At 70.3% G+C, this 17,964-nt stretch carries 20 protein-coding genes; 7 read left to right on the top strand and 13 right to left on the bottom strand.

Going from position 1 to position 17,964, the window contains the following annotated elements; genetic code table 11:
* The first annotated feature begins 6 nt into the window (after positions 1-6).
* On the top strand, positions 7-861 hold the full coding sequence (locus CAP38_RS14450; RefSeq protein ID WP_086122128.1) for a ScpA family protein: 855 nt from the start codon (positions 7-9) through the stop codon (positions 859-861).
* A gap of 15 nt (positions 862-876) precedes the next feature.
* Entirely contained in the window at positions 877-2,481 is a 1,605-nt protein-coding gene (gene nadB / locus CAP38_RS14445; RefSeq protein ID WP_086122127.1) for an L-aspartate oxidase, read from the top strand.
* On the opposite strand, the gene CAP38_RS14440 is transcribed toward nadB, so the two are convergent.
* Genes CAP38_RS14440 through nadC form a run of 4 tightly spaced genes read right to left on the bottom strand, consistent with a single transcriptional unit; the run spans position 2,424 to position 6,236 of the window.
* Positions 2,424-4,076, bottom strand: a complete 1,653-nt coding sequence (locus CAP38_RS14440) for a bifunctional chorismate-binding protein/class IV aminotransferase (RefSeq protein WP_306297708.1) — start codon at positions 4,074-4,076, stop codon at positions 2,424-2,426. The two genes, nadB and CAP38_RS14440, sit on opposite strands and share 58 nt — an antisense overlap.
* Positions 4,077-4,094: 18 nt before the next feature.
* Positions 4,095-4,253 (bottom strand): hypothetical protein, encoded by a 159-nt coding sequence (locus CAP38_RS15575; RefSeq protein ID WP_306297707.1) that lies wholly within the window; start codon positions 4,251-4,253, stop codon positions 4,095-4,097.
* A complete protein-coding gene (gene nadA / locus CAP38_RS14435; protein ID WP_086122126.1) occupies positions 4,250-5,353 on the bottom strand; it encodes a quinolinate synthase NadA in 1,104 nt (367 codons plus the stop codon). Before nadA ends, CAP38_RS15575 begins: the two co-directional genes overlap by 4 nt.
* 25 nt (positions 5,354-5,378) lie before the next feature.
* Positions 5,379-6,236 carry a carboxylating nicotinate-nucleotide diphosphorylase gene (nadC, locus tag CAP38_RS14430; RefSeq protein ID WP_086122125.1) on the bottom strand — a complete coding sequence of 286 codons (858 nt, stop codon included), beginning with the start codon at positions 6,234-6,236 and terminating at the stop codon, positions 5,379-5,381.
* 113 nt (positions 6,237-6,349) lie between these two features.
* Between nadC and panB the strand changes: the two genes are divergently transcribed.
* Positions 6,350-7,237: a 3-methyl-2-oxobutanoate hydroxymethyltransferase gene (gene panB / locus CAP38_RS14425; protein WP_086122124.1), complete on the top strand. Its 888-nt coding sequence runs from the start codon at positions 6,350-6,352 to the stop codon at positions 7,235-7,237.
* Between the two features lies 1 nt (position 7,238).
* Positions 7,239-8,090 carry a pantoate--beta-alanine ligase gene (gene panC, locus CAP38_RS14420; protein ID WP_086122123.1) on the top strand — a complete coding sequence of 284 codons (852 nt, stop codon included), beginning with the start codon at positions 7,239-7,241 and terminating at the stop codon, positions 8,088-8,090.
* 10 nt (positions 8,091-8,100) lie between these two features.
* On the opposite strand, the gene CAP38_RS14415 is transcribed toward panC, so the two are convergent.
* The 4 genes from CAP38_RS14415 to CAP38_RS14400 form a co-directional block, all read right to left on the bottom strand.
* Entirely contained in the window at positions 8,101-9,093 is a 993-nt protein-coding gene (locus tag CAP38_RS14415) for an NAD(P)H-dependent glycerol-3-phosphate dehydrogenase (protein WP_086122122.1), read from the bottom strand.
* Positions 9,094-9,103: 10 nt separating this feature from the next.
* Positions 9,104-9,565 carry a protein-export chaperone SecB gene (secB, locus tag CAP38_RS14410; RefSeq protein WP_086122121.1) on the bottom strand — a complete coding sequence of 154 codons (462 nt, stop codon included), beginning with the start codon at positions 9,563-9,565 and terminating at the stop codon, positions 9,104-9,106.
* 108 nt (positions 9,566-9,673) lie between these two features.
* A complete protein-coding gene (grxC, locus tag CAP38_RS14405) occupies positions 9,674-9,931 on the bottom strand; it encodes a glutaredoxin 3 (protein WP_086122120.1) in 258 nt (85 codons plus the stop codon).
* A gap of 11 nt (positions 9,932-9,942) precedes the next feature.
* Entirely contained in the window at positions 9,943-10,353 is a 411-nt protein-coding gene (locus tag CAP38_RS14400; RefSeq protein ID WP_086122119.1) for a rhodanese-like domain-containing protein, read from the bottom strand.
* A 107-nt stretch (positions 10,354-10,460) separates the two neighbouring features.
* Between CAP38_RS14400 and gpmA the strand changes: the two genes are divergently transcribed.
* From gpmA to CAP38_RS14385, 3 genes are all read left to right on the top strand, one after another.
* Positions 10,461-11,204 (top strand): 2,3-diphosphoglycerate-dependent phosphoglycerate mutase, encoded by a 744-nt coding sequence (gpmA, locus tag CAP38_RS14395; protein ID WP_086122118.1) that lies wholly within the window; start codon positions 10,461-10,463, stop codon positions 11,202-11,204.
* A gap of 190 nt (positions 11,205-11,394) precedes the next feature.
* Positions 11,395-12,873, top strand: coding sequence for a S41 family peptidase (locus CAP38_RS14390; protein ID WP_086122169.1), 1,479 nt, complete (start codon positions 11,395-11,397; stop codon positions 12,871-12,873).
* 14 nt (positions 12,874-12,887) lie between these two features.
* The gene (locus CAP38_RS14385; protein ID WP_086122117.1) at positions 12,888-13,640 is read left to right on the top strand and encodes a HesA/MoeB/ThiF family protein; all 753 of its coding nucleotides are present in this window, start codon (positions 12,888-12,890) and stop codon (positions 13,638-13,640) included.
* 4 nt (positions 13,641-13,644) lie between these two features.
* On the opposite strand, the gene CAP38_RS14380 is transcribed toward CAP38_RS14385, so the two are convergent.
* Genes CAP38_RS14380 through CAP38_RS14360 form a run of 5 tightly spaced genes read right to left on the bottom strand, consistent with a single transcriptional unit; the run spans position 13,645 to position 17,950 of the window.
* A complete protein-coding gene (locus CAP38_RS14380) occupies positions 13,645-14,157 on the bottom strand; it encodes a thermonuclease family protein (protein WP_256924469.1) in 513 nt (170 codons plus the stop codon).
* On the bottom strand, positions 14,154-16,625 hold the full coding sequence (locus CAP38_RS14375) for a ligase-associated DNA damage response DEXH box helicase (protein ID WP_086122115.1): 2,472 nt from the start codon (positions 16,623-16,625) through the stop codon (positions 14,154-14,156). The genes CAP38_RS14380 and CAP38_RS14375 overlap by 4 nt, the downstream gene beginning before the upstream one ends.
* Positions 16,626-16,639: 14 nt before the next feature.
* Positions 16,640-16,861, bottom strand: coding sequence for a hypothetical protein (locus tag CAP38_RS14370; RefSeq protein ID WP_086122114.1), 222 nt, complete (start codon positions 16,859-16,861; stop codon positions 16,640-16,642).
* Between the two features lie 28 nt (positions 16,862-16,889).
* Positions 16,890-17,483, bottom strand: coding sequence for a uracil-DNA glycosylase family protein (locus tag CAP38_RS14365; protein ID WP_086122113.1), 594 nt, complete (start codon positions 17,481-17,483; stop codon positions 16,890-16,892).
* Complete coding sequence (locus tag CAP38_RS14360; RefSeq protein ID WP_086122112.1) at positions 17,480-17,950, bottom strand: DM13 domain-containing protein; 471 nt, start codon at positions 17,948-17,950, stop codon at positions 17,480-17,482. Before CAP38_RS14360 ends, CAP38_RS14365 begins: the two co-directional genes overlap by 4 nt.
* Between the last annotated feature and the right edge of the window lie 14 nt (positions 17,951-17,964).

The following is a 17,964-nucleotide window of genomic DNA, read 5'->3' as shown; positions in this document are numbered from 1 at the left end:
CCGCCCATGAGCAGCCCCGAGGTCCCCTCGCTCGACGAGGCACCCGCCGGCATCGACGAGGTGATGCCCACGGTGGTGGACCACGTGGCGCTGGCCCGCCTGTACGGCGAGCCGCTGTTCAAGCTGCCGCAGGACCTCTACATACCGCCGGACGCGCTGCGGGTCTTCCTGGAGGCCTTCGAGGGCCCGCTGGACCTGCTGCTCTACCTGATCCGCAAGCAGAACTTCAACATCCTCGACATCCCCATGGCGGCGGTCACCCGCCAGTACCTGGCCTATGTGGAGGAGATCCGGGCCGGCAACCTGGAACTGGCCGCCGAGTACCTGCTGATGGCGGCCATGCTGATCGAGATCAAGAGCCGCATGCTGCTGCCGCCCAAGAAGGTGGCCGAGGGCGAGGAAGCCGAAGACCCCCGGGCCGAACTGGTGCGCCGCCTGCTCGAATACGAACAGATGAAGCTCGCGGCCCACCGGCTGGCCGAGGTGCCGCAGTACGGGCGCGACTTCCTGCGCGCCGCCGTCTATGTGGAGCAGGCGCTGGTGCCGCGTTTCCCCGATGTGCATGCGGTCGATCTGCAGTCGGCCTGGCGCGACATCCTGCGCCGTGCGAAGCTGGTGCAGCACCACCGCATCAGCCGCGAGGAACTCTCGGTGCGCGAGCACATGAGCATCGTGCTGCGCCAGCTGCAGGGCCGACGCTTCGTGGAATTCGGCGAGCTGTTCGACGTGAGCCGGGGCACGCCGGTGCTGGTGGTGACCTTCATCGCCATGCTGGAACTGGCCAAGGAAACCCTGATCGAGCTCACCCAGGCGGAAGCCTTCGCCCCCATCTATGTGCGGCTGGCGTATTCGCCCAGCTAGCCACCCACCCATTCCATGACCGACATCCACCGCTTCGACGTCCTCATCATCGGCAGCGGGCTGGCCGGCCTGACCGCCGCGCTGCACCTGGCCCCGACCCACCGCGTGGCGGTGATCACCAAGCGCGCCCTGCTGGACGGCTCCAGCAACTGGGCCCAGGGCGGCATCGCCGCCGTGCTGGCCGAGGGCGACAGCTATGCCTCGCACGTGGACGACACCCTGGTGGCCGGCGCCGGCCTGTGCGACCTGGAGGCCACCCAGTTCACGGTGGAGAACGCTCCGGCGGCCATCAGCTGGCTGCAGGACCTGGGCGTGCCCTTCACCACCGAACACGGCGAACTGCACCTCACCCGCGAGGGCGGCCACAGCCACCGGCGCATCGTGCACGCGGCCGACGCCACCGGTGCGGCCGTGCAGGCCACGCTGGTGGAGCGGGTGCGCCGCACGCCCAACGTGACGGTGTTCGAGCACCACATGCTGGTCGACCTGATCACCGACCGGCAATTGCCCGGTGCCTCCGGCACCCCTGGCGAGCGGCGCTGCTTCGGTGCCTATGTGCTGGACACCGAGGAAGACGAGGTCATGACCTTCGAGGCCGGCCACACGGTGCTGGCCACCGGCGGCGCCGGCAAGGTCTACCTCTACACCACCAACCCCGACACCGCCACCGGCGACGGCATCGCCGCGGGCTGGCGCGCGGGTTGCCAGGTCGGCAACATGGAGTTCATCCAGTTCCACCCGACCTGCCTGTACCACCCGCACGCCAAGAGCTTCCTGATCACCGAAGCCGTGCGCGGCGAGGGCGGTCTGCTCAAGCTGCCCCCGCACCTGGGCGGCCACCGCTTCATGCCCGACCACGACCCGCGCGCCGAGCTGGCCCCGCGCGACGTGGTGGCCCGCGCCATCGACTTCGAGATGAAGAAGCACGGCCTGGACTGTGTGCACCTGGACATCTCGCACCAGAGCCCCGAGTTTCTGCGCGAGCATTTCCCCAACATCCTGGCGCGCTGCGCCGAGCTGGGCATCGACATCACCCGCGAACCGATCCCGGTGGTGCCGGCGGCCCACTACACCTGCGGCGGCGTGGTCACCGACCTCAACGGCCGCACCGAGGTGGCCGGCCTGTACGCCGTGGGCGAGACCACCTGCACCGGCCTGCACGGCGCCAACCGGCTGGCCAGCAACTCGCTGGTGGAATGCATGGTGTTCGCCCAGGCCGCCGTGGCCGCCATCCGCCAGGCGCCCGCGCCGCTGCCCCCGGCCCTGCCGCTGTGGGACGACAGCCGCGTGACCGATGCCGACGAGATGGTGGTCATCTCGCACAACTGGGACGAGCTGCGCCGCTTCATGTGGGACTACGTGGGCATCGTGCGCACCAACAAGCGGCTGGAGCGGGCGGCCCACCGCATCACCCTGCTGCAGCGCGAGATCCATGAGTTCTATGCCAGCTTCCACGTCACCCGCGACCTGCTGGAGCTGCGCAACCTGGTGCAGGTGGCCGACCTGATCGTCATGTCGGCCCTGCTGCGGCATGAAAGCCGCGGCCTGCACTACAGCCTGGACTACCCGGACCTGCTGCCCGAGGCCAGGCCCACCATCCTGGTGCCGCCGGCCCGCTGAAGCCGCGCCGGCATCCAGCCGCGCAGGCTGTTGAAGCAGGCCACCGCGCTGGCGCGGTCCAGGTCGGCCAGGGTCAGCACCGCCTCGCGCACCCTGCCCTCGGCCAGGGCCACGGCCCGGCCCACCCCGCCCAGCAGGCCGCTGCCCGGGGGCGGCGTGAGCCACCGGCCATCGATGCACAGGGCGATGTTGGCCCGGGTGCATTCGGTGAGTTCACCGGCCTCGTTCCACAGCAGCACGTCAAAGGCACCGGGGTGGCGTGCGGCAGCGGCGTCGTAGTGGGCCCGGCGGGTGGTCTTGAAGCGCACGAACTCGCCGTGGGCTTCCGCCAGTGGTCGGTCGTCCAGCACCAGCAGCACCTCGGCCGGCGTGGCCGGCATGGCCACCGCCGTGGCCTGCGGTCGGCCGTCGCGGCCGAGCGTCAGGCGCACCCGCCACAGGCCCTGCGCCTGCGCGGCGGCCAGCGCAGCTAGGCAGGCCTCCACATCGGACGGCTGCCAGGCAAAGCCGAAATGCCGCGCCGCACTGGCCATCCGTGCCAGGTGGGCAGCCCGGTGGCGCAGCACGCCGTCCTGCAGGGCCAGTGTTTCCAGCAGCTCGAAGGGCTGGCTGGCGCGTTCGATGAAGCGGCGCTTGTGCTGCCACTCAAGCCACTCGGCATCGGGCTGTGCGTCCCCGGTGATGCCGCTGCCCACGCCGGCCTGCAGCACCGTGCCCCCGGGCATGCCGCGGGCCAGCACGGTGCGGATGGCCACATTGAAGGTGGCGCCGCCCCCGGGCCGCAGCACGCCGATGGCACCGCAGTACACACCACGAGCCGCCGGTTCGCGCTGCCGGATGTGGTGCATGGCCTGCCGCTTGGGTGCCCCGGTGATGGACCCGCACGGAAACAGCGCCTGCATCACCTGCCACAACCCGGTGCCTGAGCGGGTGGTGGCCTGCACGTCGGAGGTCATCTGCCACACCGTGGGCAGCGGCTCCAGGTGGAACAGGCGGGGCACCCGCACCGAATGCGGCTCGGCCACGTGTGACACATCGTTGCGCACCAGGTCGACGATCATCACGTTTTCGGCCCGCTCCTTGGGCGAGGCTCGCAACGCGGCGGCCGATGCGGCGTCGGCATCGGCGTCGGCACCCCGGGCGGCCGTGCCCTTCATGGGGCGCATCAGCAGCTGGCGGCGGTTCCAGTCGAAGAACAGCTCGGGCGAGGCGCTGAGCACCTGCCAGTCGCCGCCGTCGATCCAGGCACCGAAGCCACCGGGTTGTTCGCGGCGCAGCGCCGCCCACAGGTCCCAGGCCCGACCGGTCTGCAGGGCTCCGTGCAGCAGCGTGGTGTGGTTGACCTGGTAGACCTCCCCGTCGGCAATGGCCTGGTGCAGCGCAGCCAGATCGGCATCGAACCGCGGACGCGACAAGCCCTCGGTCCAGGTGGCGCTCACGGCGTCGGGGTCGGCGGGTTCGATGGGTTCAGTGCGGTCGGCCGTTGACTGACTGGGGTACACCGCCCACCAGGCCAGCGGCAGACCGGGCTGCGGCGGATGGGCCGGCAGCGCCGCATCGAAGGCGGCCGCCGCCTCGTAGGCCAGGAAACCCACGCACCAGTGCCCGGCCAGCTAAGCGGCCTCGGCCGCCTCCAGCACGCCGCGGACCTCATGCAGCGCGTTCGCCTGCAGCACGCGCAGCGGCGCGCCGAACGTCCGGCGCAGCGCCGGCTGGTCCGGCAGGCCGGTGGCGGCAAAGTCGATGCAGGCGGACGGTGCGGCCCGGCTCACGCCGCGCCGATGTCGGGCACCAGGGCCCCGGCATCGTGACCGGCCTTGTGGGCGGCGGTGAAGGCCAGCATCCGGTCGATGGGCAGGCGGGCGCGCGGGATGATGGCCGGATCGACCTCGATGGCGTTGGCGCCGGTCTCCAGCACGCGGGCCACACCGGCCAGGCCGTTCATGGCCATCCAGGGGCAATGGGCGCAGCTCTTGCAGGTGGCACTGTTGCCCGCCGTGGGTGCCTCGATGAACCGCTTGCCCGGGTTCTGCTGGCGCAGCATGTGCAGCATGCCCTTGTCGGTGGCCACGATGTAGCTGGGGGCGTCCAGTTCACGCGCGGCCTTGAGGATGGCGGAGGTGGAACCCACCGCGTCGGCCAGGGCCACCACGTCGGCCGGGCTTTCCGGGTGCACCAGCACCTTGGCATCGGGGTGTTCCTGCTTGAGCAGCGCCAGCTCGGTGGCCTTGAACTCGTCGTGCACGATGCACGAGCCGTTCCACATCAGCATGTCGGCCCCGGTCTCGCGCTGGATGTAGCTGCCCAGGTGCTTGTCGGGTGCCCACAGGATCTTGTGTCCCTTGTCCTTGAGTGCGCGCACGATGTCCAGCGCACAGCTGCTGGTCACCAGCCAGTCGGAACGGGCCTTCACGGCCGCGCTGGTGTTGGCATAGACGACCACGGTGCGGTCGGGGTGCTGGTCGCAGAAGGCGCTGAATTCGTCGATGGGGCAGCCCAGGTCGAGCGAGCAGTTGGCGTCCAGGTCGGGCATGAGCACCGTCTTTTCGGGCGACAGGATCTTGGCGGTCTCGCCCATGAAGCGCACGCCCGACACCACCAGCGTGGTGGCGGCATGGTCACGGCCGAAGCGGGCCATCTCCAGCGAGTCGCTGACGATGCCGCCGGTCTCGATGGCCAGGTCCTGCAGGTCGGGATGCACGTAGTAGTGCGACACCATGACCGCGTTGCGCTCGCGCAGCAGGCGGCGGATGCGGTCCTTCAGTTCGGCCCGCTGCTTCGGGCCGGGTTCCACCGGCACGCGGGCCCAGGCGTGCTGCGTGGGGCAGGCCGGCTGTTCGTATTCGACATCGATGATGGATTCGTTGCTCAAGTCGGATCTCCGGTTCTGCCGCTGCTCAGCCCATTCGCATGGAAAAGTCGATGGCCCGCACGTCCTTGGTCAGCGCCCCGATGGAGATGCGGTCCACCCCGGTTTCTGCAAGGGCGCGCACGGTGCCGAAGTTCACGCCACCCGATATCTCCAGGATGGCGCGGCCGGCGTTGCGGCGCACCGCCTCGTGCAGCGTGGGCAGGTCCATGTTGTCCAGCAGCACCATGGTGGCGCCGCAGGCCAGGGCCTCGTCGAGCTGGGCCAGGGTCTCGACCTCGATCTCCACGAAGCGCGCGGCCGGCGCGGTCTCGCGCACCCGTTGCAGCACCGGCGCCACGCCACCGGCGGCGGCGATGTGGTTTTCCTTGATGAGCACCGCATCGAACAGGCCGATGCGGTGGTTCACCCCGCCGCCGCAGGTCACGGCGTACTTCTGGGCCAGGCGCAGGCCGGGCACGGTCTTGCGGGTGTCGACGATGGCGGCCCGCGTGCCCGCCACGGCAGCCACATAGCGGGCGGTCTCGGTGGCCACGCCGCTGAGCAGCTGCAGGAAATTGAGTGCGGTGCGCTCGGCGCTCAGCAGCGCACGGGCCTGACCTTCGATGGTCAGCACCACCTGGTCGGCCTGGCAACGCTGGCCCTCGCCGACCTGCCACTGCCAGGTGGCAGTGGGGTCCAGGGCACGCAGCGCGGCCTCCACCCAGGGGGCGCCACAGATGACGGCCGACTCGCGGGCCAGGATGCGGGCGGTGGCGCGGCGCGCCGGATCGACCAGGGCGGCGGTCAGGTCGCCGCTGCCCACGTCTTCCGCCAGGGCGCGCGCCACGTCCTGGCGGGCCAGGGCGTCGAGGTCCTCGCGGGTGTATTCGGAGAGGTGTTTCATGAAGGCCGGAAACGGGGGGATGTTCAGAGGGAAAAGGCAGGGAGAAAGGGTCCCGGCGGATGGACTATAGTCCCGCATTCTCGGACACCCCCACCCCCCAGAGGGTCGACCCCATGAGCAACCCCACAGCCTCCGCTCCCACGGCCACGCCGTACGGCACGCTGCCTGCGGCCTCTCCGCTGCCGCAGCGCAAGCCGGTCAGCCTGCCGCGCCTGAACGAAATGCGCGAGCGCGGCGAGAAGATCACCATGCTCACCGCCTACGACGCCACCTTCGCGGCCGTGGCCGATGCGGCCGGCGTGGAATGCATCCTGATCGGTGATTCGCTGGGCATGGTGTGCCAGGGGCTCTCCAGCACCGCCGGCGTGACGCTGGAGACCATGCGCTACCACACCGAGAGCGTGGTGCGCGGCCTGCGCCGGGTGCAGGGCACCGCCTGGGTGATCGGCGATCTGCCCTTCGGCAGTTACCACGAATCGAAGGAACAGGCCCTGCGCAGCGCCGCCGAACTGGTGCGCGCCGGCGCCCACATGATCAAGCTCGAAGGCGGCGGCTGGACCGCCGACACAGTGCGCTTCCTGGTCGAGCGCGGCATCCCGGTGTGTGCCCACCTGGGCCTCACGCCGCAGACGGTGCATGCCCTGGGCGGCTACCGGGTGCAGGGCCGGGACGACGCAGCGGCCCTGCAGCTCAAGCGCCATGCGCTGGAACTGCAGGACGCCGGCGCCACCATGCTGGTGCTGGAAATGGTGCCGGCGGCCCTGTCGGCCGAGATCACCCAGCAGCTGCGCAGCTGCCACACCATCGGCATCGGTGCGGGCAAGGCCACGGCCGGCCAGGTGCTGGTCATGCACGACATGCTGGGCATCAACCTGGGCAAGAACCCCAAGTTCGTGCGCAACTTCATGGAAGGCGCGGCCTCGGTGCGCGATGCCATGGCCGCCTATGTGAAGGCGGTCAAGGACGGCAGCTTCCCCGACGACAGCCTGCACGCCTGGTGACATGAAAGTCGTCCACACCATCGCCGACCTGCGATCGGCGCTGCGTCCCTACGACGCACCCGCCCTGGTGCCGACCATGGGCAACCTGCACGACGGCCACATCGATCTGGTGCGCACCGCCAGACCCCTGGGTGACGTGACCGTGGCCAGCATCTTCGTCAACCGGCTGCAGTTCGCGCCGCACGAGGACTTCGACACCTACCCGCGCACCCTGCAGGCCGACTGCGCCCGGCTGGCCGAGGCCGGCTGCGATGTGGTGTTCGCGCCGTCCGAGAAAGACCTGTATCCCGAACCGCAAGGCTTCAAGGTGCACCCGCCGCCCGAGCTGGCCGACATCCTGGAGGGCCATTTCCGGCCCGGCTTCTTCACCGGCGTGTGCACCGTGGTCTTGAAGCTGTTCCAGTGCGCCTTTGCCGAGGCCAAAGGCCGGCGCAGCGCCGTCTTCGGCCAGAAGGACTACCAGCAGCAGATGGTCATCCGCCGCATGGTGGACCAGCTGGCGCTGCCGGTGGACATCGTGGTGGCGCCCACCCGGCGCGCTGCCGACGGGCTGGCGCTGAGCTCGCGCAACGGCTACCTGAGCGAGGCCGAGCGGGCGGAGGCGGTGCAGCTCTCGCTCGCCCTGCGCGCCCTGGGCCGCGACGCCCTGGCCGCTGCCGACGGGCTGGTGCAGCATCTGCCGGCGCTGGAAGCCCGCGCCATGGAGGGTCTGGCCGCGCGCGGCTGGCAGCCCGATTACCTGACGGTGCGCCGCCGCGCCGACCTGCAGCCCCCGCAGCCGGGCGATGCCCTGGTGGTGCTGGGCGCTGCCCGCCTGGGGCGCACCCGCCTGATCGACAACTTCGAGGTCTGAGCCCGCCGGCTCAGGCGGATTCCGGTTTCGGGTCGCGGCCCATGAGTTCGGCGATCGCCTGCGCCGGCTGCAGCCGGCCTTCGATCAGGGCGACCACCGCCGCGCTGATCGGCATGTCCACGCCCAGGGCTGCCGCGCGCTGCACCACGGTGCGGGCGCTGTAGACGCCTTCGGCCACATGGCCCAGCGACTCCACCGCCTGGTCCAGCGTGCGACCTTCGGCCAGCAGGCGGCCCACCTGGCGGTTGCGCGAGAGGTCGCCGGTGGCGGTGAGCACCAGATCGCCCAGGCCGGAGAGGCCCATGAAGGTGTCGGTGCGGGCGCCCAGCGCCAGGCCGAGCCGGGTCATTTCCGCCAGGCCCCGTGTGATGAGGGCGGCTCGGGCATTCAGCCCCAGTGCCAGCCCGTCGCACAGGCCGGTGGCAATCGCCAGCACGTTCTTGACCGCGCCCCCCACTTCCACGCCGGCCACATCGTCGTTCGCATAGACCCGCAGGGTGCTGCCATGGAAGGCCTGCACCAGGGCGTCGCGCACCGCCGCGTGTTCGCTGGCGGCCACGATGGCGGTGGGCTGGCCCCGCGCCACCTCCAGGGCAAAGCTGGGACCGCTGAGCACGCCGCAGGCCAGCCGGGGGGCCACGTCGGCCGCAATCTCGTGGCCGAGCAGGCCATGGGCATCGGCGCCGGGCCGGGCCTGCTCGAAGCCCTTGCACAGCCAGGCCACCGGCGCCGGCTGGTCGGCCAGCCGCTGCAGCCAGCCGCGCAGGCCGGCCATGGGCGAGGCGATCACATACAGATCGGCTGCGGGCAGTTCACCGCTGGCCACCACCAGTCCCGGCGGCAGGTCGATGCCCGGCAGGTAGCGCCGGTTCTGGCGCTCGGTGTTCAGGCGTTCGGCCTGGAGGGGATCCCGCGCCCACAGGGTGACACGGCGGCCATGACGGGCCGCACCGATGGCCAGAGCGGTGCCCCAGGCACCGGCGCCCACGACGGCGATGTCCATCGCCGTGCGCTCAGCTGGTGATGATGCGCGAGCCTTCCTGCTGGGCCTGCTGCGCCTGCTGCTGCTCGTACATGGCCTGGAAGTTGATCTCGGCCAGGTGCACCGGCGGGAAGCCGGCACGCTGAACGATGTCGGCCACGTTGCTGCGCAGGTAGGGGTAGACGATCTGCGGGCAGGCAATGCCCATGATCGGGCCCATCTGCTCTTCGGGCAGGTTGCGGACTTCGAAGATGCCGGCCTGCTTGGCCTCGACCAGGAACACGGTCTTGTCCTTGATCTTGGTCTGCACGGTGGCGGTCACGGCCACTTCGTACACGCCTTCGGCCAGCGGTGAGGCTTCCACGCCCAGCTGGATGTCGACCGAGGGCTGCTCCTGCTCCAGCAGGATGGCCGGGGAGTTGGGTTGTTCCAGGGAGGCTTCCTTGAGGTAGATGCGCTGGATCTGGAAAACGGGGTCGAGGTTCTCGGCCATGGTGGTGTCTCGCTGGTTCAGAAAAAGAAAAGGCCCGCCGGGAAGGTGTTCCCGCAGCGGGCACGGCGTGGATTATGTCAGCCGGCGGACGGTCCCCGGCCGGTGGCGTCAGGCCTGCAGCAGGGGCACCAGGCCGCCCTTGCCGTCCAGGGCATGCAGGTCGTCGCAACCGCCCACATGGGTGTCGCCGACGAAGATCTGCGGCACGCTGGTGCGGCCGGTGATCTGGGTCATGCGGGCACGCACCTCGGGCTTGCCGTCGACCACGATTTCTTCGTAGTCGGTCACGCCACGGGCCTGCAGCAGGGCCTTGGCGCGGGTGCAGTAGGGGCAGAAATCGCTGGAGTAGATGGTGACTTTGGCCATGGGTCGAATGATCAGGCCTTTTCCACCGGCAGGCCGGCGGTGCGCCAGGCACCCATGCCGCCCGAGAGGGAATGGGCCTTCTCGTAGCCCAGCTTGCGGGCCTCGGCCACGGCGCGGTTGGCGCGGGCGCCGGTGGGACAGACGAAGATCACCGGCAGGTTCTTGTTCTTGACCGTGGCAGGCAGTTTGGCGGTCACCTCGTCCACCGGCACGTGGCGCGCACCGATGATGTGGCCGGCGCCGAACTCGGCTTCGGTGGACACGTCGACCACCACCGCCTTTTCCCGGTTCATCAGCATGACGGCGTCATTGGGGGCCAGCGTGCCGGCACGCTGGCCGGAACGCACCGCCGGCCACACCAGAAAAGCGCCGGACACGAATGCGGCAGCGATCAGTACCCAGTTCTCGATGAAGAAGCTCACTTGAGGTCACCTTTGTGGAGAAGCCGGGGATTTTAGAATGGCGGGCTGTGCCCTTGCGGCACGCCGGCCTGCTTTCTTCGTCTCCGTCCCAACCTGCCCTCCCCGTCATGCACAAGCTCGTCCTGATCCGCCACGGCGAATCCACCTGGAATCTCGAAAACCGCTTCACCGGCTGGACCGACGTGGACCTCACACCCACCGGCGTGTCGCAGGCCATGTCGGCCGGGCGGCTGCTCAAGGCCGAAGGCTTCGATTTCGACATCGCCTACACCAGCGTGCTCAAGCGGGCCATCCACACCCTGTGGTACACGCTGGATGCCATGGACCGCACCTGGCTGCCGGTGGTCAAGCACTGGCGCCTGAACGAGCGCCACTACGGCGCGCTGCAGGGCCTGAACAAGGCCGACATGGCCGCCCAGTACGGTGACGAGCAGGTGCTGATCTGGCGCCGCAGCTACGACACGCCGCCGCCGGCACTCGATGCCACCGACCCGCGCTGCGAGCGGGGCGACCGCCGATACGCCTTGCTCAAACCCGAGGAAGTGCCGCTGACCGAGTGCCTCAAGGACACCGTGGCACGGGTCATCCCGTTCTGGAACGAGTCGCTGGCACCGGCCATCAGGTCCGGCCGCCGTGTCGTGGTGGCTGCGCACGGCAACAGCATCCGGGCGCTGGTGAAGTACCTCGACGGCATCTCGGACGCCGACATCGTCAACCTCAACATCCCCAACGGCATTCCGCTGGTGTACGAGCTCGACGCCGATCTGCGCCCCATCCGCCACTACTACCTGGGTGATGCCGAGGCCGCCGCCCGCGCTGCCGCTGCCGTGGCGGCCCAGGGCAAGGCCTGAGCCGGCACCCGACCGCTCGCGGACCCGGTCCACACCACCGGTAATCCCTGCGCCGCCGCCCGGGAACCGGGCGCCGCCCAGGGGGTCGTAGGTGTATATTGGCCCGACGGGCGGGCCGTGGGGTCACGCTCAAGCGTCAGTTCCCGCGTCAGTTCACGCGGCTCGAAGGGCAAGAGACATGTCGAAACAGGTGGGCCAGAAGCTCAAGATTGCAGGTTGGGTGGCCATCGGCGCAGTGGCCGGCGCCCTGACCACGGTACAACTCCAGGCCACGGCCCGCAGCAGCCTGGCGCCGCTGCCGCTGGAAGAGCTGCAGCAGCTCGCGGCCGTGTTCGGCATGGTCAAGAGCGACTATGTGGAGCCGGTGGACGAGAAGAAGCTGATCTCCGAGGCCATCTCGGGCATGGTCAGCAGCCTAGACCCGCACTCGCAGTACTTCGACAAGAAGTCGTTCAAGGAATTCCGCGAAGGCACCAGCGGCCGATTCGTGGGCGTGGGCATCGAGATCGGCATGGAAGACGGTCTGGTGAAGGTGGTGTCCCCCATCGAGGATTCGCCCGCCTTCCGCGCCGGCCTCAAGAGCGGCGACCTGATCACCAAGATCGACGACACCCCGGTCAAGGGCCTGACCATCAACGACGCGGTCAAGATGATGCGCGGCGAGCCCCGCACCAAGGTGCTGCTGACCATCTTCCGCAAGGACGAGGACCGCACCTTCCCGGTCACCATCGTCCGCGAAGAGATCAAGACCCAGAGCGTCAAGGCCCGCAACGTGGAGCCCGGCTTCGGCTGGATCCGCGTGTCGCAGTTCCAGGAGCGCACCACCGAGGACGTGGCCCGCAAGCTCGAGGAGCTGTACAAGGCCGACCCGAACATGAAGGGCCTGGTGCTCGACCTGCGCAACGACCCGGGCGGCCTGCTGCCCGCCGCCGTGGCCATCTCGGCCATGTTCCTGCCCGAGGACGTGACCGTGGTCTCCACCAACGGCCAGACAGCCGACAGCAAGATGGTCTACAAGGCGGTGCCGCAGCACTACCTGACCCGCGGCGGCCCGGACCATGTCGCCCGCCTGGCCCAGTCCACCCGCAACTTCTACAAGAAGGTGCCGATGGTGGTGCTGGTGAACGAAGGCTCGGCCTCGGCCAGCGAGATCGTGGCCGGCGCCCTGCAGGACCACAAGCGCGCGACCATCATGGGCAGCCAGACCTTCGGCAAGGGCTCGGTCCAGACGGTGCGCCCGCTCGGCCCCGACACCGGCCTGAAGCTCACCACCGCCCGCTACTACACGCCCTCGGGCAGCACCATCCAGGCCAAGGGCATCGTGCCGGACGTGATGGTCGACGAGACCCCGGAAGGCAATGTGTTCGCCGCCCTGCGCACCCGCGAGGCCGACCTGCAGAAGCACCTCATGAACGGCACCGAGGCCAAGCCGGCGCCCATGACCGACGCCCAGCGCGCCGCCGAGCAGCAGCGCGACCAGGAACGCGAGGCCGCGCGCAAGCGGCTGGAAGAAGAAGCCAAGAAGAACCCGAACCAGCGCCTGGTGCCCGAGTTCGGCAGCGACAAGGACTTCCAGCTGCAGCAGGCGCTCAACCAGCTCAAGGGCAAGCCGGTGCTGGTGAGCAAGACGCTGCAGGTGCGCAGCGCCGACGACAAGAAGGCCAACTGACGCCAGGTCTGCCGTTGGACGACGCCCAGCTGCTGCGTTACTCGCGGCACATCCTCCTCAATGAACTCGGGGTCGAGGGCCAGGAGAAGCTCCTGGCCTCGCACGCCCTGATCGTGGGCGCCGGCGGCCTGGGCTCGCCGGCCGCGCTCTACCTGGGCAGCGCCGGCGTGGGCCGCATCACGGTGGTCGACCACGACGTGGTGGACGAGACCAACCTGCAGCGCCAGATCGCCCACAACCTGGCCCGGGTGGGTCATCCCAAGGCCGAGTCGGTGCGCGAGGCCATTGCGGCCATCAACCCCGACCCGGTGGTCACCACCATCACCCGGCGGGCCGATGCCGCCCTGCTGGACACCCTGGTGGGCCAGGCCGATGTGGTGCTGGACTGCACCGACAACTTCGCCACCCGCCACGCCATCAACCGGGCCTGTGTGCAGCATGGCAAGCCGCTGGTGTCGGGTGCGGCCATCCGCATGGACGGTCAGCTCAGCGTGTACGACACGCGCGAGGCCGCCAACCCCTGTTACGCCTGCGTGTTCCCGGAGGACAGCGGCGTGGAGGAAACCCGCTGTGCCACCATGGGCGTGTTCGCGCCGCTGGTGGGCATCGTGGGCACGCTGCAGGCCGCCGAGGCCTTGAAGCTGCTGGCCGGTCTGGGCTCGCGCATGGCGGGCCAGCTGATGATGATCGACGGCCGCGACCTGGCCTTCACCCGCATCGGCATCCCGGCCAACCCGGCCTGCCCGGTCTGCGGACACCGGCACTGAGCCTTCAGTCGCTGCGGCGCGGCGGCATGGGGCACGGCCCGTGCCGCCGGCGGAAATCCCGCGGAGGCTCGGCACCGGGCCGGGCAAACAGCCCCCGCCGCTCGCGCTGCGCCCTGTCCTGCAGGCGCCGGTAAGCCGCGCCGCCCCCCGATGCCCAGGCATGTCCGCGCTCCAGCAGCCAGGCATTGAGGTCCTGACCGTCCTGCTCGAGGCGGGCCAGGCCCCGGCCATAGGTGTCGTCGCCGTGCGCCTCGACCCGCACCACCTGCCGCAGGATGCGGCCGGCCAGTGCGTCCCGCGAAGCCTCACCGCCGGCCTGGCAGATTTCCGGCGCGTCGATGCCCCGCAGGCGCAGCTTGCGATAGGGCCCGCCGGCCAGGGGCTGGACCCAGACGGTGTCGCCGTCGTGCACCCGGGTCACTCGGGCGGTGTAGCGCTCGGACGCCGCCGCTGCCGCCGTGCCCGGCAGGCCCGCCGTCACCGACACCACCAGCCACGCCAGCCGCATCCACCTCATGCGCCCTCCTCCAGCTCGCGCAGCATGCGCTCCAGACGGGCCGACAGCTGCTCGGTGCTCAGGCGCTCGCGCAGGCGCTCCACCATCAGCGGCAGGCTCATGGGGCTGGGTCGGTCCAGTTCGACCAGTTCCAGCCGCTGGCCGGCCATGCGCTGCAGGCAATCGCGCAGCCGGCCGATCTCGAGCTCCTGCGACAGCACCTCGGTCTCGGCCTGGCGCAGCAGCAGGTTGCCCGGGTCGTACTTGCGGAACACCTCGAAGAACAGGCCGCTGCTGGCCTGCAGCTGGCGCAGGCTGCGCGGGGCACCGGGCTGACCGCTGAACACCAGACCGGCGATGCGCGCGATCTCGCGGAATCGGCGCTGGGCCAGTTCACCCGCATTGAGCGAGGCCATCACATGGGCCAGCAGATCGTCCGACGACAGCACAGAACCGTCGAGCAGCCGCGACAGATCGGGCTCGTCGGCCGCCAGCAGCTCGAAGCCGTAGTCGTTGACCGACAGGCTGAAGGTGTTGGGCTGCTCGCGCGCCAGCCGCCAGGCCAGCAGGCTGGCCAGCCCCAGATGCACATGCCGGCCGGCGAACGGGAACAGGCACAGGTGGTGCCCCTCCTTCGACCGGAAACGCTCCACCAGCAGCACGCCCGGCAGCGGCAGGCGCGAGCGTTGTGCCTGGGTGGCGAGCATGGGGCGGGCGGCCTGCAGTTCGGGGGAATCGAAGCGTCCGGCCTCGGCCAGTGCCATCTGCTCCAGCACCGCATCGGCCAGCTCGGTGGACAAGGGCATCTTGCCGCCCTGCCAGGTGGGCACTGCGCCCTTGTGGCGGGTGGCCTTCTTCACCCAGGCGGTCATGTCGTGCACCCGCACGAATTCGAGCAGGCGGCCGGCAAAGACGAAGCAGTCGCCCTTGCGCAGCCGCGAGATGAAGCCTTCCTCGATGCTGCCGATGGACCCGCCGCTCTGGTACTGCACCCGGAGCGAGGCATCGCTGACGATGGTGCCCACGCCCCAGCGGTGGCGGCGTGCGGTGGCACGCCCCTGGGGCGTGTCGGGCACGCGCCAGACGCCGGTCTCGTCGCGGGCCAGGCGGTGGTAGTCCGGGTAGGCGGTGAGGCTGTCGCCGCCGCGCTCGCAGAAGGCCAGCGCCCAGTCGAAGGCCTCGCGACCGAGATCGCGGTAGGCCCAGGCGGTGCGCACCTCTTCGAACAGGGCATCGGCCTCGAAGCCGCCCCCCAGCGCCACCGTGACCAGGTGCTGCACCAGCACGTCCAGCGGCTGGTGCGGGCTGTGGCGCGGCTCGATGCGGCCGGCCAGGGCCGCCTCGCGCACGGCGGCCGCCTCGACGAGTTCGAGCGTGTTGGTGGGCACCAGGGTGATGCGGCTGGGGCGTCCCGGCGCATGCCCGCTGCGTCCGGCGCGTTGCAGCAGCCGGGCCACGCCCTTGGCCGAGCCGATCTGCAGCACCCGCTCCACCGGCAGGAAGTCCACGCCGAGGTCGAGCGACGAGGTGGCCACCACCGCCTTGAGCTGCCCCCCCTTCAGGCCGGCCTCCACCCATTCGCGCACCGTCTTGTCGAGGCTGCCGTGGTGCAGCGCCACCTGACCGGCCCAGTCCGGCCGGTGCTGCAGCAGCAGCTGGTACCAGATCTCGGCCTGGCTGCGGGTGTTGGTGAACACCAGCGCGGTGCCCGCGCCATCGAGTTCACGCACCACCGGCTCCTGCATGCGCGATCCCAGATGGCCCGACCACGAATAACGTCCGGGATCGGGCGGGATCAGTGTGTCGATGCGCAGCGTCTTGGCCACCCGGCCCTGCACCAGCACCGACGGCGGCGCGGCGCTGCGCGCGGCGTCGGGGCCGCACAGCACCTGGCGGGCCTCGTCGAGATTGCCCAGCGTGGCGCTCATGCCCCAGGTGATCAGCCCGGGCTGCCAGCGGCGCAGGCGGGCCAGCGCCAGCTGCACCTGCACGCCGCGCTTGCTGCCGATCAGCTCGTGCCACTCGTCCACCACGACGGCGCGCACGCTGGCCAGTTCCTGCGGAGCCTTGTCGCGGGCCAGCAGCAGGCTGAGCGATTCGGGCGTGGTGACCAGCACCGTGGGGAGGCGGCGGTCCTGGCGGGCGCGTTCGGCCGACGGGGTGTCGCCGGTGCGCTGACCCAGGGTCCAGGCCGGGGCCATGTCCCCCAGTGGCTCGCGCAGGGCGGCCGCGCTGTCCGATGCCAGGGCCCGCATGGGGGTGATCCACAGCACCGACACGGCCGGCGTGCGCCCCGTCGGCAGCTCGGAGAGCAGGCGGTCCACCAGTCCCAGCCAGACCGCATAGGTCTTGCCGGCGCCGGTGGTGGCATGCAGCAGGCCGCTGCGGCCTTCGGCCTGTGCGGCCCAGACGGAACGCTGGAACTCGAACGGCTGCCAGCCCCGGGCGGCCATCCAGGCCGTCGCGCGGTCGGCACGGTGTTGCGGCATGGCGAGCGACAGCCTCAGCGCTTGCGTCCGCCCACGAGCAGCAACACCACGCCCAGCGCAATGGCGCCACCACCGGCCCAGGCCGGCAGGTTCACCTTCTCCTCCTGCTTCACGGTCAGCTCGATCGGCCCGAGCTTGACCGCCTCGGTCTCGCGCGTGTAGCTGAAGCTGCCCATGACGAGGGCGATGGCGCCGCCGGCAATCAGGATCACGCCGATGGCTTGGGTCAGTTTCATGCAGGTCTCTCCGGTTGTGAGCCGTCGATCATGCAACAGCCTGGGCCACCCGCTGGCGCAGCATCGGCAGCACCTCGGCCGCGAACCAGGGGTGCTGCGCCAGCCAGCGGTTGTTGCGTGGGCTGGGGTGTGGCAGCGCCATCAGCGGCGACCCGCCACCCACGACCGTGGCATGGCTGAGCCGCACCGCGTCGGCCAGGGCGCGAGGTGCATCGGGCCAGTGCCAGGCCAGGGCGTGCTGACCCAGCAACACGGTCAGGCGGACCTGGCGCAGCCCGTCCAGAAGACGCGCCCGCCAGGTGCTGGCGCACAGCGGGCGCGGCGGCAGGTCGCCGTGCGGACCGGTACCGGGATAACAGAAGCCCATGGGCAGCAGGGCCACCCGGGCGGGGTCGTAGAAGGTCTCGCGGTCCAGGCCCAGCCAGTCGCGCAGCCGTTCACCGCTGGGGTCGTCGAAGGGGATGCCGCTGGCATGGACCCGCCGGCCCGGCGCCTGCCCGGCGATCAGGATGCGCGCACGGACATCGGCCTGGAGCACGGGGCGGGGCCCCGCCGGCAGATCGGTGCAGCGGGTGCAGGCCCGCACCTGCTGCAGCAGCGCATCCAGAGCCAGCGGCTTCATCGGTACCGGGCGGCGGTGATGAACTCGCTGAAGGTCTCGCACCACACCACCACGGTGGTGTAGGCCGCCAGATCGGTGCCGGGCGGCAGGGGCACGGCGAAGTTCTCGAAGGTCTTGACGTCGCCCACCCGCCGCATCGACGACTTCAGGCGCTGGAAGTCGGCCTCGGTCTCGACAAAGGTGGGCGACAGGTACAGCTTGTAGTCGGGCCCCGGGGCCAGGCGCCCCTGCAGCACCACCTGGTCCGGCCCCACCAGCACCCGGCCCTCGCCCCAGTGCAGGGCATCGCTGTCGGCCAGGTCGCGTCGGAATTCGCCCTGGAACGAGGCGGTGCGCTCGGCCTGCTGCAGCACCTCGGCGGCCGGCCCGTCGGGCGCGGTGAGGATGGGCAGCCAGTACACGCCCAGGCCGAAACCGGCGAGCAGCATGAGCAGGTGGGTGGAGATCAGCAGCAGTCGGCGTTTCATGGGGGACACCTCGG

The organism is Hydrogenophaga sp. IBVHS2 (genome assembly GCF_002127215.1).
GTDB lineage: Bacteria > Pseudomonadota > Gammaproteobacteria > Burkholderiales > Burkholderiaceae_C > Hydrogenophaga.
This window is presented reverse-complemented; position numbering and strand designations above follow the sequence as displayed.

Bases quoted from the DNA above. Each gene is read 5' to 3' on its own strand.
- secB (WP_086122121.1), bottom strand. From the start codon at position 9,565: ATGGCCGAGAACCTCGACCCCGTTTTCCAGATCCAGCGCATCTACCTC.
- CAP38_RS14380 (WP_256924469.1), bottom strand. From the start codon at position 14,157: ATGAGGTGGATGCGGCTGGCGTGGCTGGTGGTGTCGGTGACGGCGGGC.
- CAP38_RS14415 (WP_086122122.1), bottom strand. From the start codon at position 9,093: ATGGACATCGCCGTCGTGGGCGCCGGTGCCTGGGGCACCGCTCTGGCC.
- CAP38_RS14360 (WP_086122112.1), bottom strand. From the start codon at position 17,950: ATGAAACGCCGACTGCTGCTGATCTCCACCCACCTGCTCATGCTGCTC.
- grxC (WP_086122120.1), bottom strand. From the start codon at position 9,931: ATGGCCAAAGTCACCATCTACTCCAGCGATTTCTGCCCCTACTGCACC.
- nadB (WP_086122127.1), top strand. From the start codon at position 877: ATGACCGACATCCACCGCTTCGACGTCCTCATCATCGGCAGCGGGCTG.
- gpmA (WP_086122118.1), top strand. From the start codon at position 10,461: ATGCACAAGCTCGTCCTGATCCGCCACGGCGAATCCACCTGGAATCTC.
- nadC (WP_086122125.1), bottom strand. From the start codon at position 6,236: ATGAAACACCTCTCCGAATACACCCGCGAGGACCTCGACGCCCTGGCC.
- CAP38_RS14370 (WP_086122114.1), bottom strand. From the start codon at position 16,861: ATGAAACTGACCCAAGCCATCGGCGTGATCCTGATTGCCGGCGGCGCC.
- CAP38_RS14365 (WP_086122113.1), bottom strand. From the start codon at position 17,483: ATGAAGCCGCTGGCTCTGGATGCGCTGCTGCAGCAGGTGCGGGCCTGC.
- CAP38_RS14450 (WP_086122128.1), top strand. From the start codon at position 7: ATGAGCAGCCCCGAGGTCCCCTCGCTCGACGAGGCACCCGCCGGCATC.
- panC (WP_086122123.1), top strand. From the start codon at position 7,239: ATGAAAGTCGTCCACACCATCGCCGACCTGCGATCGGCGCTGCGTCCC.
- panB (WP_086122124.1), top strand. From the start codon at position 6,350: ATGAGCAACCCCACAGCCTCCGCTCCCACGGCCACGCCGTACGGCACG.
- CAP38_RS14375 (WP_086122115.1), bottom strand. From the start codon at position 16,625: ATGCCGCAACACCGTGCCGACCGCGCGACGGCCTGGATGGCCGCCCGG.